The organism is Frankia sp. CgKIO3, assembly GCF_977946435.1.
In genome coordinates, this window is the sequence record NZ_CDWTMO010000016.1 from 23,425 (window position 1) to 38,960 (window position 15,536).

The window sequence follows — 15,536 nt, forward strand, 5'->3', positions numbered from 1 at the left end:
CCGCCGTCAGGCGGAGAGCTCGCTGCGGCCCTTACGACGGCGGGCGGACAGGATCGCGCGGCCCGCGCGAGTCCGCATGCGCAGTCGGAACCCGTGCGTGCGGGCCCGCCGACGGTTGTTCGGCTGGAAGGTGCGCTTACTCACGTGAGAACTCCGTCTGCAAGATGGACGCGGGCGGTGATCTTCGCCGCCGAGGGGGGAGTGGGCCGCACCACACGGCCCGGGCAAGCAGATCCCACGACAAACGAAGCGGTCTAACACCGCGGTTCGGCCTAGCCTACACAGAGCGGTGCCTCGGACGGTCCGGCGGCGAGGGATCGCTGCCGGGCAGGGGGGACCTTCGGCGATCCGCCGACCCCGTGCCCGCCGGCCGCGGCTGGCCGCACCACCGTCATCCGGCCATCGCCCGGTCGCCACCAGGCCGACCTTGCCACAACGGCACTACACCGAACGCCAAGACGCGAGCGCACCGCGGCCGCGGCTAGCCGGCATCCGTCCGGCGACCGTGGAATGCCACACTGCCGCAGCGGGCCTTCGGCGCCTCCGACGATGGGGCAGGGACGCGGCCCGGCCGCCGCGGGTACGTTCCGGCCCCGGCACGGCGGCTCGGGCCGCACCTTACGATCCTGGTGGCAACGTCTCACTCGGGGCGGGCACCAGACGGCGTCAGGTATGCCCGCGTTCGGTGAGAACGACCGGCTCGGTGCACCCTGACCTGTGGAAAACGCCTGTGGAGAGGGCGGTCGGCGGAGGGGCCAGGGCGGAACGGGGGGACCTGGAGCGGATTCAAATGACCTCACTGATACAGGTTCATCCCCGGGAACGAGCCGGTTGCGCCACGCCGCATGCCGTGTCGTGTCCATACACAGGTTGTGGACGACGATGTGGAGAACCATCGCGACGAGGCCCCTCAGTCGCTCGGTGGCCGGGGACCACATCACCAGCCGCATCAGCCGCGACGCACCTCCAGCACGCGGGGAGCAGCACCACCCGCAAACCGTACCGAACTGCCCGAGGAGCCCCCGTGTCCAACCTCCGCGCCGACTCCGTCGCCGGTCTGCCGTTCGGGGACGAACCTTCGGGTGACCCGGACCTGGCCGCGGTGTGGAGCCAGGCCGTCGCCGGGGTCGCCGACGGCACGCTGTCCGCCCAGCAGCGTGCCTGGCTGCGGCTGACCCGCCCCCTCGGGCTCGTCCAGGACACGGCTCTGCTGGCCGCGCCGAACGAGTTCACCAAGGATCTCCTCGACTCGCGCCTGCGCCCCTTCTTGTCCACAGCGTTGTCCACAGCCTATGGGCGGGAGATCAGGGTCGCGGTCACCGTCGAACACCTGCCCGATCCGGAACCGATGAGCGGACCGATCCGGATCGTACGGCCGGTGGACGCCAGAGGCGACACCGCACCGGGTCAGGGCTCGGGCCCCGCTTCCGGTTCGGCGTTGAACGCGGGTGCCGGATCGGGATCGACCGACACCGCCGCAACCCCGGTGCCGGGGGCGAGACCGGGCTCGTCGGCGGCCCCGGCATCAGCCGCTCCGGCACCGGCACCGGCACCGACGGCACTGGTGAACGGCGAACTGCCCTTCCCCGACGCCACCGAGGGAACACCACCGGTACGGGTCAGCGCGGGTCTCGGACGCGATGCGGCGCCGCACGAGACCGAACCGGCCCAGGCCCGGCTAAACCCCCGCTACATTTTCGAGACGTTCGTCATCGGCGACAGCAACCGGTTCCCCCACGCGGCAGCGGTGGCCGTCGCCGAGGCACCCGCGAAGGCCTACAACCCGCTTTTCATCTACGGGGACTCCGGGCTCGGCAAGACTCACCTTCTGCACGCGATCGGCCACTACGCACTCAAGCTCTACCCGAACATGCGGGTGAAGTACGTGAGCTCCGAGGAGTTCACCAACGACTTCATCAACTCGATCCGGGACGACCGCCAGCAGGCGTTCCAGCGGCGCTACCGTGACATCGACGTCCTGCTCGTCGACGACATCCAGTTCCTGGAGAACAAGGAGCGGACGCAGGAGGAGTTCTTCCACACCTTCAACGTCCTGCACGACGGCGAGAAGCAGATCGTGATCAGCTCCGACCGCTCGCCCAAGCAGCTCTCGGCCCTGGAGGACCGGCTGCGCAGCCGCTTCGAGTGGGGACTGATGACCGACATCACCCCGCCCGACCTCGAGACGCGCATCGCCATCCTGTCGAAGAAGGCGGCCACGGAGCGCCTGCCGGTACCTCCGGACGTCCTCGAATACATCGCCACGCACATCGAGCGCAACATCCGTGAGCTGGAGGGGGCGCTGATCCGGGTCGCGGCCTTCGCAAGCCTGAACAAGTCCCACGTCGACCGCACGCTCGCCGAGATCGTGCTGCGTGATCTCATCCCCGATGCCGGCAATCCCGACATCACGGCCGCCGCAATCATGAACGCAACGGCGGCGTACTTCGGCGTCTCGATGGAGGACCTGTGCGGCACCTCACGTAGCCGCGTGCTGGTCACCGCCCGTCAGATCGCGATGTACCTGTGCCGGGAGCTGACCGACCTGTCGCTACCGAAGATCGGCCAGCACTTCGGGGGTCGGGATCACACGACGGTCATGCATGCCGACCGCAAGATCCGCGGTCTGATGGCGGAACGACGCGCGATCTACAACCAGGTCACCGAGCTGACGAACCGCATCCGTCTGCAGGCCCGGCAGGCCTAGCGCCGCTGCCCGCTGCCACCGCCCACCGCCGGGCAGCACGATTCCTCCTATTCCCCCCGGCCGGAACGGTCCTGCGGACCGATGGCTGCCGCCCGACGGCGGGGCGTGACGCCTCGCCGGGTGTCACACATGGCGCATGGACCGGACGCCGCGGGGCAGGACTCCCCCGAACAACCACGGACAATCACGGACAACCGGGGACAACCGGGGACAACCGGGGACAACCGCACCGAGCCCACTGGGTGGTTCCGCCCACAGCTTGTGGAAAACGTTGTGGACAGCCTGCGGTCGGAACGGTGGAGTGGCAGTGGACAGCCTGTGGACAACTCGGGGAAGGCCTGTGGAGGGACAACGTGGTCCTTGTGGACGCAGATCGGGCCTGGGGATAACCACTGCGCGCATGCACAGATCCACCCACAAGATTTGCACCGGCCGACAACCCCTCTGACCTGCGGAAACAGTGGTTATCCCCAGTATCCACACCCCCTACTACTACGACCAAATAGATTTTTCTAAGAATGATCAAAAGCTCTTAGTACTAGGGGGTGTGGACAACGGCTCGAGCCCGGATCCGAGCGATCTACGTGCCGCGGCTGGACCCCAGGCAAGCGCCCGAAGCGCGGCCGACCGCTCGTCGGCGTCTGCTGGCACTCTGAGATGCTGGTCGGTGTTCCCTGCGGGGTGACTCCGAACAACCGGAGGGAACGACAGGAGGCCTAACCATGAAGTTCCGGGTGGAACGGGACGAATTCACCGAAGCGGTCGCCTGGACCGCACGCACGTTGCCGAGCCGGCCGACCACCCAGTTGCAGGTGCTCTCGGGCCTGCTCCTCGACGCGACCGGACCGATGCTCAAGATCGCCGCGTACGACTACGAGGTGGCCGCCCAGTGCACGGTGCACGCGACCGTGTCGGAGGAGGGGCGCAGGCTCGTCAACGGCAAACTGCTCGCGGAGATCACCCGGGCGCTGCCCGCGGCACCGATCGATCTGGGCATCGACGGCACCCGTTTGGTGATCACTTGTGGCAATGCTCGGTTCGCGTTGCCGATGCTGCCGGTGGACGACTACCCAGCCCTTCCGGCCATGCCCCCGATCACGGGGCACATCGAGGGATCCGCGTTCGCTGCGGCGGTCTCACAGGTGGCGATCGCGGCCGGTCGTGACGACACGCTGCCGGTCCTTACCGGGGTCCGCCTCGAGATCGAGGGGGACACCCTCACCCTCGCCGCGACCGACCGTTACCGGCTCGCCGTGCGGACGCTGAAGTGGCGGCCGTCGGAAACAGCCGCCGGGCTCGGTGTGGGCGGTGTGACCGGTGCGGACAGCCCCCCGCCCACACCGGTCACGGTCGCCCTCGTGCCGGCCCGCACCTTGCTCGACACCGCGAAGTCGTTGTCGGGTTCAGGGGTGGAGGTGTCCATCGCGCTCGGGGCGGGGCCCTCCGGCGAGACGCTGGCCGGTTTCGCCGGCTCGACCCGGCAGACGACGACCCGGTTGCTCGACGGAAGCTTCCCGCCCTACCGCAAGCTGTTGCCGGACAGCTCGCCGTTGATCGCGCAGCTGGAGATCGCCCCGTTGCAGGAGGCTGTCAAACGGGTGGCGCTGGTCGCTGCGAAGACCGCACCAGTGCAGCTGACGTTTTCCCCGGACCACCTCGTGCTGGAGGCTGGAACGGGCGGTGAGGCGCAGGCGACGGAGACCCTCCCGGTGACCTACGATGGGCCGGAGCTGTCTGTGGCGTTCAACCCGTCGTACCTGCTCGACGCGCTCGGGGCGCTGGAGTCGGACGTCGTACGGGTCGGTTTCGCCAGCGCGGAGGACCCGGCGGTGGCGGCGAACAAGCCGGCGATCCTGACCGGGAAGGCCGACGACGACGGCGAGGTCCCCGACTACCGGTACCTGCTGATGCCGATCCGCCTGCACGGGTGACGTGCACCTCACGCACCTGTCCCTCGTCGACTTCCGGTCCTACCCAGCCCTTGACCTAACGCTAGGTCCGGGAGTGGCCACCTTCGTGGGTGGTAACGGCCAGGGGAAGACCAACGTGATCGAGGCGATCAGCTATGTCGCCACGCTGGCCAGCCACCGGGTCGCCGGGGACGCTCCGCTGGTCCGTGACGGCGCGTCTCGGGCGGTCATCCGCGCCAGGATCGTCCGGGGTGACCGGGCCGCGCTGGTAGAGATCGAGATCGTTCCGGGAAAGGCGAACCGGGCCCGGTTGAACCGGGCTCCCGTCGCCCGGCCGCGTGACATCGTCGGTCTGCTGTGCACCGTGCTGTTCGCCCCGGAGGACCTGGCCCTGGTGAAGGGGGATCCGGCGCAGCGTCGTCAGTTCCTCGACGAGCTGCTGATCGCCCGGACCCCGAGGATGGCCGCGGTCCTCGCCGACTACGACCGGGTCCTCAAACAACGATCGACCCTGCTACGCACCGCCGGGACGGCCCGGCGAGCCGGGGGGCAGGGAGATCTGCGTACCCTCGACGTCTGGGACGGGTACCTGGCCACGCATGGCGCCGAGGTGCTGGCCGCGCGGTTGGCACTCGTCGATGCGTTGCGGCCGGCCGTGGCCGCGGCGTACGAGGCCGTCGCCGGCGCCGAGTCCGCCACCGCGCTGGACTACCGTTCCAGCGTCACCCTCCCGGACACCTTGCCTGCACCCGGTCCACCGGGCCAGCCAGAGCAGCCGGGCGCAGGTCGGCCGAGTCCGGCGGCACCGGATCGGACCATGCTGGCGGAGGCGATCCGCGCCGATCTGGAGGCCGCCCGGCCGCGGGAGGTCGAACGGGGGATGACGCTGGTCGGTCCGCACCGCGACGATCTGCTCTTGTCAATCAACGGGCTCCCGGCCCGCGGCTACGCGAGTCACGGCGAGTCTTGGTCCCTCGCCCTCGCGCTCAAGCTGGCCTCGTTCGACCTGCTGCGTGCCGATGACCGCGAGCCGGTCCTGCTCCTGGACGACGTTTTCGCCGAACTGGACACGCGTCGCCGCGGTCGGCTCGCGGAACTCGTCGCCTCCGCGGAGCAGGTACTGGTCACAGCCGCGGTCGAAACCGACGTTCCCACGGAGCTGACCGGGGTGCGGTACGCCGTCGCCGACGGAGAGGTCCAGCATGCCCACTGAGCGCCCAGACCCCCGGGACCATCCCACCGCGCCCGGGCGGTCCCGGGGAGGGGCCGGGCTCCGAGGGAAGACCGAGGGGCCGGACGGCACCGCAGCCCGCGGAGCGGACCTGGCGCGGGAGATCCTCGCCCAGGCCAAACGGGACGCGCGGGAGCGTGGGCGTGGGCGGGGACGGGGGGGCGCCGGCCACACCGCCCGCCACCCGGCCGGACCCGGCCCTGGTTGCGGTGGCGGGATGCCAGGTGCTGACGGCGGCACGTGGGCCGATGAGGAGGCATCCGCCGGCGCCACCGGGACGGGCGGTCCGTGGGGCCCGGGCTCTCGGGCCCGCCTCGGTGCCCGGCGGGCCGACTCGTCGGACGACCAGGTGCCCCGCCGGCCGCGGATGCCGGGCATCGCACCGCCCGGCCGGGAATGGCGCGAACCGGTCGTTTTCGGGACGGCGATCAACCGGCTGCTGGCGGCCCGTGGCTGGAAGGCTCAGGCGAGCGATGCGAACGTCCTGGCCCGATGGGATGTCATCGTCGGGCCGGACATCGCCGACCACTGCACCCCGGTGTCCCTGCGTGACGGAGAGCTGGAACTTGTCGCGGAGTCGACGGCCTGGGCGACCCAGCTGCGCATGCTGTCCCGGCAGCTCCTCGGCATCCTGCACCGGGAGCTCGGTCCACACGTGGTCCGCCGGATCGTCGTGCGTGGACCGACGGCGCCGTCCTGGCGGCACGGGTCCATCCGAACCGGCGGTCGAGGACCCCGTGACACCTACGGCTGAGACCGGCGTTCGGCTGGCGCCCGCCTGACGCTCCCTACGTTCTCCAGTAGCCCCGGTGCTCCAGGCGCCCCTTGGCGCCTGGAGCGTGCCTGTGGTATCCGTCGGGGCGACTGGGGTGATCATGACGGTTCCGCGGGGTCGCGGTGCCGGTGACAGTCGTGGAGGCGCGCCAAGGCGGTCGGGGGAGTCGGTCCGGTAGGGGGGGTTGGCCATCCCCATGTGCGTGGCGCTGCGCAGACGTCAGGGGGCTCCCTGCGTCCGCTATGGCGGGTTGCCGGGTAGACTGGTGGATACTTCCGCCCAGAACGAGGGGACCCGCCGCGTGGCCTACGATGCAAGTTCGATCAAGGTTCTCGAAGGTCTTGACGCGGTCCGCAAGCGTCCTGGTATGTACATCGGCTCCACTGGAGAGCGTGGACTGCATCATCTCGTCTACGAGGTCGTGGACAACGCGGTGGACGAGGCGCTCGCCGGTTACTGCGACACCATCACCGTGACGCTGCTTGCCGACGGCGGGGTGCGGGTCACCGACAACGGCCGCGGCATTCCCGTCGGCAAGCATCCCACCGAGAAGCGGCCCGCCGTCGAGGTCGTGCTGACCACCCTGCACGCCGGCGGGAAGTTCGACGGCAAATCGTATGCGGTGTCCGGCGGGCTGCACGGAGTCGGCGTCAGCGTGGTCAACGCGCTGTCCACCCGGCTCGACGTGGAGATCCAGCGGGAGGGGCACGTCTGGTTCCAGCCGTACGTGGCGACCCGCCCGGACAAGCCGCTGGCCAAGACCGGGACCACCCGCAAGACCGGGACGTCGGTCACCTTCTGGGCGGATCCGACGATCTTCGAGACCACCGAGTACAAGTACGAGACGCTCGCCCGCCGCCTGCAGGAGATGGCCTTCCTCAACAAGGGGCTGTCGATCACGCTCGTCGACGAGCGTGACGAGGAACGCATGGCGGTCACCTACAAGTACGCCAACGGCCTGGTCGACTTCGTCGGTCACCTCAACGCCACGAAGGACACCATCCACCGCAGCGTGATCTCGCTGGAGTCGAAGGGCGTGGGCATCGAGGCCGAGCTCGCGATGCAGTGGAACGGCGGCTACACCGAGTCGGTCTACACCTTCGCGAACACCATCAACACCCACGAGGGCGGCACCCACGAGGAGGGCTTCCGGGCCGCGCTGACCAGCGCCGTCAACGCCTACGCCAAGGACCAGAACTTGCTCAAGCCGGTGAAGGCCGGGGCCAAGAACAGCGACGAGCGGCTCTCCGGCGACGACATCCGGGAGGGCCTTACCGCGATCATCTCGGTGAAGCTCGCGCAGCCGCAGTTCGAGGGCCAGACCAAGACCAAGCTCGGCAACACCGAGGCCAAGAAGTTCATCCAGGAGATGTGCTACTCGGCGCTCAAGGACTGGTTCGAGGTCAACCGCACCGAGGCTCGGGCTATCGTCAGCAAGGCGCTCGACGCCCAGCGGGCCCGCATCGCCGCCCGTCAGGCCCGCGATCTGACCCGGCGCAAGGGTCTGCTCGGCGGCACCGGTCTGCCGGGCAAGCTCGCCGACTGCCAGTACACCGATCCCGAGCGGTGCGAGCTGTACATCGTCGAGGGTGACTCGGCGGGTGGGTCGGCCAAGGGCGGTCGGGACTCGAAGTTCCAGGCGATCCTCCCGCTGCGAGGAAAGATCCTCAACGTCGAGAAGGCCCGCATCGACCGCGTCCTGAAGAACACCGAGGTCCAGGCCCTCATCCAGGCGCTGGGTACCGGCATCCACGACGATTTCGACATCGCGAAACTGCGCTACCACAAGATCGTATTGATGGCGGACGCCGACGTCGACGGCCAGCACATCCGGACCCTGCTGCTGACGCTGCTGTTCCGGTTCATGCGCCCGCTGGTCGAGGCCGGTCACGTGTTTCTGGCGCAGCCGCCGCTCTACAAGATCAAATGGGGTAGGGAGGACTGGGAGTACGCCTACTCCGACCGGGAGCGCGGCGGGCTGGTCGCCCGCGGGGTGGAGTCCGGGCGCAAGCTGCCCAAGGATGCCATCCAGCGCTTCAAGGGTCTCGGCGAGATGAACGCCACCGAGCTGTGGGACACCACCATGGACCCGGACCGGCGCATCCTGCTGCAGGTCACGCTCGACGACGCGGCGGTCGCCGACGAGTTGTTCTCCGTGCTCATGGGTGAGGATGTCGACGCGCGTCGCAGCTTCATCCAACGTAATGCCAAGGACGTGCGTTTCCTGGACATCTGACCCGGCCGTGTCGCGTGCCTCGGATCGGTCGTCGGGTGGCCCTCAGGTCGGTCCGGGCGCGGCGATCCCGACGGTCCGACCCGGCGAACGGAGGGCTCCGGATCCCACCCGCCGTCGGATCCCACCCGGCCCCGCTGCCCGGGGCGCCCGTCCCGCCCTGACGCCCTGACGACTGCTCCCACTGCCCTGGAAGGACCCCGTGGTCGACGTCCTACCTCCTCCCCCCGGCGACCGCATCGAGCCCATCGGCATCGAAGTCGAGATGCAGCGGTCGTATCTCGACTACGCCATGTCGGTCATCGTCGGCCGTGCGCTGCCGGAGGTACGCGACGGGCTCAAGCCCGTCCATCGCCGGGTCCTCTACGCCATGTACGACGGCGGCTACCGCCCCGACCGCGGGTACTTCAAGTGCTCCCGCGTGGTCGGGGACGTCATGGGTAACTACCACCCCCACGGCGACACGGCGATCTACGACACCCTCGTCCGGCTCGCGCAGGGCTGGTCGTTGCGCTACCCGCTGGTCGACGGGAACGGCAACTTCGGCTCGCCCGGCAACGATCCACCCGCCGCCATGCGGTACACCGAGGCGCGGATGGCGTCCTTGGCGATGGAGATGCTGCGTGACATCGACCAGGAGACGGTCGACTTCGCCCCGAACTACGATGGGCGTTCGCAGGAGCCGCTCGTTCTGCCCAGCCGGTTCCCGAACCTGCTCGTCAACGGCGCCGGCGGCATCGCGGTCGGCATGGCGACGAACATCCCGCCGCACAACCTGCGCGAGGTCGCGAAGGGCGTGCGGTGGGCGCTCGACCACCCGGACGCGAGCGACTCCGAATTGCTCGAGGCGCTGATCGGCATGATCAAGGGCCCGGACTTCCCGACCTCGGGGCTCATCGTCGGCCGTAACGGCATCGAGGAGGCCTACCGCACCGGCCGCGGCAGCATCCGGATGCGGGCGGTGGTGAACGTCGAGGAGAACAAGGGCCGCACCCAGCTCGTCGTCACCGAGCTGCCCTACCAGGTGAACCCGGACAACCTCGCCGAGAAGATCGCCGAACTGGTCCGGGACAACAGGGTCACCGGTATCGCCGACGTCCGGGACGAGACCTCGGCGCGCATCGGCCAGCGTCTGGTCATCGACCTCAAGCGCGACGCCGTCGCCAAGATCGTGCTCAACAACCTCTACAAGCACACCCAGCTTCAGGACACCTTCGGCGTCAACATGCTGGCGATCGTCGACGGCGTGCCGCGTACCCTGCGCCTCGACCAGATGGTCCGCTACTACGTCGAGCACCAGATCGACGTCATCGTCCGCCGGACCCGCTATCAGCTGCGCAAGGCCCGCGAGCGGCTGCACGTCCTGGACGGTCTGCTGATCGCGCTGGATCACCTCGACGAGGTCATCAACCTCATCCGCAACGCCGAGTCGGCGGACGTGGCCCGCGGCCAGCTGATGGAACGCTTCTCGCTGTCGGAGATCCAGGCCACCGCCATCCTCGACATGCAGCTGCGCCGGCTCGCCGCCCTGGAACGTCAGCGGATCATCGACGAGGCGGCCGAACTTCGCGCGAAGATCTCCGATCTGGAGGCGATCCTGGCCTCGCCGACCCGGCAGCGGCAGATCATCGGCGAGGAGCTCGCCGAGGTCGTCGAGAAGTTCGGCGACGAGCGGCGAACCCGTCTCGTCCCGTTCGAGGGCGACATGTCCATCGAGGACCTGATCGCCCAGGAGGACGTGGTCGTCACCGTCACCCGCGGCGGCTACGCGAAGCGCACCAAGACCGACCTCTACCGCTCGCAGCGCCGCGGCGGCAAGGGCGTGCAGGGCGCGGCGCTGCGCGAGGACGACATCGTCGAGCACTTCTTCGTCACGACCACCCACCACTGGCTGCTGTTCTTCACGAACAAGGGCCGGGTGTACCGGGCGAAGGCGCACGAGCTGCCCGAGCAGGCCAGGTCGGCCAAGGGCCAGCACGTCGCGAACATCCTGGCTTTCGGGCAGGATGAGCGGATCGCCGAGGTCATCGCGGTCAAGGACTACGAGGCCGCCCCCTACCTGGTCCTGGCGACCAAGCGCGGGCTGTGCAAGAAGACCGCGCTGCATGACTTCGACTCGAACCGGGCCGGTGGCCTGGTGGCGATCAACCTGCGCGACGACGACGAGCTGATCGCCGCCCGGCTCGTGGCGCCCGGCGACGATCTGCTCCTGGTCAGCCGCAACGCCCAGTCGATCCGGTTCCACGCCGACGACGAGCAGTTGCGGCCGATGGGCCGGGCGACCTCGGGTGTGATCGGTATGCGGTTCGATGCCGAGGACGAGCTGCTGTCCATGGACGTCGTCGTGCCGGGTACGACGGCGGATCTGCTCGTCGCCACCTCCGGTGGATACGCGAAGCGGACGCCGCTGGCCGAGTACCCGGTGCAGGGCCGTGGTGGCAAGGGCGTGCTGACCGCTAAGATCGTCTCGACTCGCGGTGGTCTGGTGGGGGCACTCGTCGTCGATCCCGACGACCAGCTCTACGCCATCGCCTCCAACGGAGGTGTATTGCGGACTGTTGCCAAGGATGTACGGCGGGCGCAGCGGCAGACCATGGGAGTCCGGCTCATCGATCTGGAGTCCGGCGTGCAGGTTGTCGGAGTCGCGCGTAATGCTGATGCGGAGGACACCGACGCCGGGCCCCAGGAAAGCTGAGAGCGAGCCCCGAGAGGCTGACGGTCTCGTGGTCGTGGCCACCCACGCCGAGAACGACGCCGCCCGAGGGGACGGGTGTGCGCGGGACCCGTGCACACCGTCAGGACCGAACCGGGAGAGTCCGTGAGTGACAGTCAGGAAGACCGGCCAGCCCGGTCGGCGGTCTACCGCGGCCCCTCCTCGGCCGCCGGGTCGGAGGGAGCGCGTGACACCGAGCAGTCCCGCCGGCCGAGCAGAGGGGACGGGGCCGGCCCGCGGTCCACGGTGAGACCCGCTTCCCCTGGTTCCTCCGGTGCTGGCGGCGCGGCCAGGGGCGCGGGTTCCTCCGGCCCGGGTTCCGCGGGTTCCGCCGGTGTTTCCGGTTCCGCCGGGCGTGATTCGGAAGCCGGTCGCCGGGCCGGCGCCGGGCCGGCGCCGGGACGCGCGGCGAACGCCGCGGGCCGCTCGTTGTCGCTGCGGGACGGCCGTGGGGGGGACGCCAGCGAGACGGTGAAGGTGCCCGCGGCCGGCGATGGGCCCGCGTCCGGTAATCCGTTCTTCCAGCGGCCCGGGCGGTCCGGTCGGCCCGTGGATGAGCGGGAGGGCGGCCGCGGCCCGGCCGGAGGCGCGGCGGACTCGCTGCCGTCCTCCGCCGGGGGGCCGACGGGTTCGATTGGGTCGTCGAAGGCCTATCCGGCTGAACCCGGCTCGTCGGCGTCGGGTTTGGCGGCGCCCCGCTCCGGATCGGTCCCCGACGGGGCGAAGTCTCCCTTGTCCTCGCGGTCCTTGTCCACCTCCTCCGCGGGCGCGTCGGGCGCAGGTTCGTCGGGTGGCCCCTCCACGGGACGTGCCAGCGGAACGTCGTCGGTGTCCCCATCCGGGTCGGCTCGTACCGGGGCCGCTGGAACCCACTCCGACGAGGCGGGCTCGGCTACCCGGAAACTCGGCTCGGCCGCCGTATCGTCGCCGGCGAAGTCCCTCGGCCTGGCGCCACCCGGACCCGGTCGAGCCACGCCAGGGGGGCCGGCAGTTCGCGTGGAGCCCCCGGCCGAGCGGCCACAGGAGAACGACACCATCTCCCTGGTCCGCCCGCCCAGCATGACGAGGAGCCGTACCACGAATCCCGACAGGAACCGTGCCGCGCCCGAGCGCATGCCCGCCCCCGATCCGGTACGCCCCGCCGCGCCGGGCCCGGCGGGGGGCAGGTCCGGCGGTGCCGGCCCCACGGCGGCCTACGACCGGCCGCTCGCGGCGCCGGAGTCCGCGGGTACCGCCACGACGACGGGCGCTCTGAACAGCGTGACCACGACCTCCCCCGGCGCGCTCGACGACCAGCTCGAGCCGGTCTCCGCTGAGCGGGCGGGTGCCGGTCACTCTCCTGGCCGGTCCGGTCCCGGCTCGTCCGGTTCCGCCCGCCCGCCCGGTCAGGGCCGGCGGGCCAAGCTCAAGCTGTCCAAGGTCAATCCCCTCACGGTGACCCGGGTCAGCTTCGCGTTCTCCCTCTGCGTCTTTGTGGTTCTGCTCGTCGCGATCGCCGTGCTGTGGTTCGTCCTGAACTCGATCGGCGTGTTCGACAGCGTCTCCGACGCGGCCGACACCCTGACCGACAGCAGCAGCACCGACATCCGAGGATGGCTGTCGTTCGGCCGGGCAATGCAGATCAGCTTGCTCATCGGGGCGATCAACGTCATCCTCATGACCGCGCTGTCCACGCTCGGTGCCCTGCTCTACAACCTCTGCGCCGAGATGATCGGCGGCGTCGAGCTGACCCTGAGCGATCATTAGCTTGGAGGTGCGGCGGCGGTCCCACTCCTCCGCCGCCGTCCTGTATTCTTGCACTCGCAGCACGGACCTATAGCTCAGTCGGTTAGAGCGCTTCCCTGATAAGGAAGAGGCCGGTGGTTCAAGTCCACCTAGGTCCACGCGCTGGCCGGTCATGCTCGCCGCCCTGTGGGCGGCTTCGCCGTGGCCGTCATGCTGGCCGGGGGGCCAAGCCCCCCGAACCCCCCGCGTTGCGCCTTCGGAGCTCGCCGTGCCCAGCGGGGTGGTCGGGCCCCGGCGGCGAGGTCTGAGATCGGGGCCGGGTCGACGTGCTGCGCGAGGTCGAGGGCAACGCCACAGGGACGACCCCCGGCTGCATAAACCGTCCACCGGTGATCCGGGAAGATCCCCGCGCGTGCGGGGATGACGCCGCCGCAGCGGGCGTCAGGCTCGGCGGGTCGGGAAGATCCCCGCGTACGCGGGGACGACGAACCACCGGCCTCTTCCTTATCAGGGAAGCGCGGAAGATCCCCGCGCATGCGGGGACGACACTTGCTGACCTGGGAATCTATCAGCGGAGCAGGCCAAAAAACTTCACTCCGCTAAGCCGGCCGTTGGCGGTCGGCAGGGTGCCAGACGTGGCGGCGGAACCCGTGTGCCTGTCAGTGTCCCGGCGACGGCATGGGCGGGCCGCCGGCACGACGGTCCGTACGCGCGGCCAGCGCACATAGCGCAGCCGGCGCAGACCGGGAAGCCTGCGCCACGTCAGGGAGCTGGCCGTGCCGGTCGCGCCGAGGCGGACACCGAGGCGGCGGACACCGAGGCGGGCACCGGGGTGTAGCGAAGCTTCTCTACCAGGATGGACAGCCGGCGGCCCGGTTTCTCCAGGACGACGTAGCTGATCCATCCACCGAGGACGCCGGCCGTGACCAGCAGGGCGGCCACCCACGGAAACGCCGACGGCGCATGACTGACCAGCCCGTGCCGGTCCAGCACTAGCAGCAGAATCGGCTCATGCCACAGGTACACGCTGTAGCTGATCATGCCGAGCCAGACGAATGCCGGGGTGGCGAAGAACCGGCGCCACAGCGTGTCGCGGGGCGCCAGCACGGACGCGGCGAACAGCACACCGAAACCGATCGAATTCAGCGTGGAGAACGCCTCGAACGATGCCGCGGTGTGCCCCCGGACCATCGCGCCAGCGATGATGAGCCCGGCGGCGACGAACCGCAACGCACACGCGAGCGGGGCGGACAACGGCCGTTCCCGACCGCGCCGGACATAGAGAACCGCAGTGATCATTCCGAGGCCGAAGTTGCCGGCATAGTTCTGCGGCGAGAACCAGTACGCCCACTGGTCGTGCTGGGCCCGCACGATGTAGACCGCGTAGACGATCCAGACGGCGGACACCACGATCAGCAGGACCGGCGGCAGGCAGAGCCGCCGCCAGCGATGCGCCTCGGGTAGTCGATGGGTCTGCCGCCGCCGCAGCCAGCCGGCGACCAGGGCGAGGTAGAGATAGAAGTAGACCTCGACGGCCAGCGACCAGGCCGGGCCGATCGTGTAAAACACCCGTTTACTGTCGAAGACCTGGGTGAAGGTCAGGTGTTCGACCAGGTCGATCCAGTCGCCGGGCAGGCCGGGGTTGCGCGCCGCCCATACGATGATGAGCGCCGTGTAGTACAGCGGAAGAATCCGCAGCCCACGACGTATGAGCGTGTCTGTGGGTGACCGTTGGGTCCGGCCGGCCCTGACCCGGTTCACCATCGGCATATACAGCAGGAACCCGGAGACCAGGAAGAACCAACGGATCATCCCGTCGAAGGCGCCGAGGACCTGGCTGAGGAATGTACCCGCGTACGGCGTGTTGCCATTCCCGCGGCAGAACTGATAGGCGTGGAAAATGATCACCGAGATCGCCGCCACGCCGCGGAACCCGCCCAGGTCGACCAGCTCGAGCCTGGGATCGCCCACCGTCGTCTGCCGACGACCGCGGCGGTTTCCTCCGGTCTCTCCGGTGATACCTGCCTCCCCGGCCCGCGGCCGGGCCGAGGTCCGGACCGGCACCGTCGGCCGCTCCCTCGGTGGCGGTAACGGTGGTGGCGGCGGTGGCACCGGTGGCGGTGGGGGCTGCGCCCACCAGGACGGGAGAGCCGGCGCAGGCAGAACCCGGGACCTCGGCACGATGTTTCGAGGGTCGCCTGGTGTGGTCATGACCTGGCTCCGGGGTAAGAGCCTGTTTTGG

At 69.6% G+C, this 15,536-nt stretch carries 10 protein-coding genes and 1 tRNA gene; 8 read left to right on the forward strand and 3 right to left on the reverse strand.

What is annotated here, in order from left to right; translation table 11 throughout:
• Positions 1–6: 6 nt before the first annotated feature.
• The gene (gene rpmH, locus AC08OJ_RS03660; RefSeq protein WP_011438902.1) at positions 7–144 is read right to left on the reverse strand and encodes a 50S ribosomal protein L34; all 138 of its coding nucleotides are present in this window, start codon (positions 142–144) and stop codon (positions 7–9) included.
• Positions 145–1,024: 880 nt separating this feature from the next.
• On the opposite strand from rpmH, the gene dnaA reads away from it, so the two are divergent.
• From dnaA to gyrA, 6 genes are all read left to right on the forward strand, one after another.
• The gene (gene dnaA, locus AC08OJ_RS03665; protein ID WP_476593100.1) at positions 1,025–2,707 is read left to right on the forward strand and encodes a chromosomal replication initiator protein DnaA; all 1,683 of its coding nucleotides are present in this window, start codon (positions 1,025–1,027) and stop codon (positions 2,705–2,707) included.
• Between the two features lie 722 nt (positions 2,708–3,429).
• Complete coding sequence (dnaN, locus tag AC08OJ_RS03670; RefSeq protein WP_476595069.1) at positions 3,430–4,638, forward strand: DNA polymerase III subunit beta; 1,209 nt, start codon at positions 3,430–3,432, stop codon at positions 4,636–4,638.
• Position 4,639: 1 nt separating this feature from the next.
• Positions 4,640–5,830 carry a DNA replication/repair protein RecF gene (recF, locus tag AC08OJ_RS03675; RefSeq protein ID WP_476593102.1) on the forward strand — a complete coding sequence of 397 codons (1,191 nt, stop codon included), beginning with the start codon at positions 4,640–4,642 and terminating at the stop codon, positions 5,828–5,830.
• Positions 5,820–6,602, forward strand: a complete 783-nt coding sequence (locus tag AC08OJ_RS03680; RefSeq protein WP_476593103.1) for a DciA family protein — start codon at positions 5,820–5,822, stop codon at positions 6,600–6,602. The genes recF and AC08OJ_RS03680 overlap by 11 nt, the downstream gene beginning before the upstream one ends.
• Positions 6,603–6,924: 322 nt before the next feature.
• Positions 6,925–8,859 carry a DNA topoisomerase (ATP-hydrolyzing) subunit B gene (gene gyrB / locus AC08OJ_RS03685; RefSeq protein ID WP_476595070.1) on the forward strand — a complete coding sequence of 645 codons (1,935 nt, stop codon included), beginning with the start codon at positions 6,925–6,927 and terminating at the stop codon, positions 8,857–8,859.
• A gap of 199 nt (positions 8,860–9,058) precedes the next feature.
• The gene (gene gyrA / locus AC08OJ_RS03690; RefSeq protein ID WP_476594293.1) at positions 9,059–11,551 is read left to right on the forward strand and encodes a DNA gyrase subunit A; all 2,493 of its coding nucleotides are present in this window, start codon (positions 9,059–9,061) and stop codon (positions 11,549–11,551) included.
• Positions 11,552–12,219: 668 nt separating this feature from the next.
• Here gyrA and AC08OJ_RS03695 read toward each other — a convergent pair.
• Positions 12,220–12,684, reverse strand: coding sequence for a hypothetical protein (locus tag AC08OJ_RS03695; RefSeq protein ID WP_462188017.1), 465 nt, complete (start codon positions 12,682–12,684; stop codon positions 12,220–12,222).
• On the opposite strand from AC08OJ_RS03695, the gene AC08OJ_RS03700 reads away from it, so the two are divergent.
• The gene (locus AC08OJ_RS03700; RefSeq protein ID WP_476594292.1) at positions 12,683–13,315 is read left to right on the forward strand and encodes a DUF3566 domain-containing protein; all 633 of its coding nucleotides are present in this window, start codon (positions 12,683–12,685) and stop codon (positions 13,313–13,315) included. The two genes, AC08OJ_RS03695 and AC08OJ_RS03700, sit on opposite strands and share 2 nt — an antisense overlap.
• A gap of 63 nt (positions 13,316–13,378) precedes the next feature.
• Positions 13,379–13,452, forward strand: a tRNA-Ile gene (locus AC08OJ_RS03705).
• Between the two features lie 604 nt (positions 13,453–14,056).
• Here AC08OJ_RS03705 and AC08OJ_RS03710 read toward each other — a convergent pair.
• Positions 14,057–15,265 carry an acyltransferase family protein gene (locus AC08OJ_RS03710; RefSeq protein WP_476595071.1) on the reverse strand — a complete coding sequence of 403 codons (1,209 nt, stop codon included), beginning with the start codon at positions 15,263–15,265 and terminating at the stop codon, positions 14,057–14,059.
• Positions 15,266–15,536: the final 271 nt, after the last annotated feature.

Excerpts from the sequence above, each read along its gene's own strand:
- dnaN (WP_476595069.1), top strand. The coding sequence starts at position 3,430 with ATGAAGTTCCGGGTGGAACGGGACGAATTCACCGAAGCGGTCGCCTGG.
- AC08OJ_RS03680 (WP_476593103.1), top strand. The coding sequence starts at position 5,820 with ATGCCCACTGAGCGCCCAGACCCCCGGGACCATCCCACCGCGCCCGGG.
- AC08OJ_RS03700 (WP_476594292.1), top strand. The coding sequence starts at position 12,683 with ATGCCCGCCCCCGATCCGGTACGCCCCGCCGCGCCGGGCCCGGCGGGG.
- AC08OJ_RS03695 (WP_462188017.1), bottom strand. The coding sequence starts at position 12,684 with ATGCGCTCGGGCGCGGCACGGTTCCTGTCGGGATTCGTGGTACGGCTC.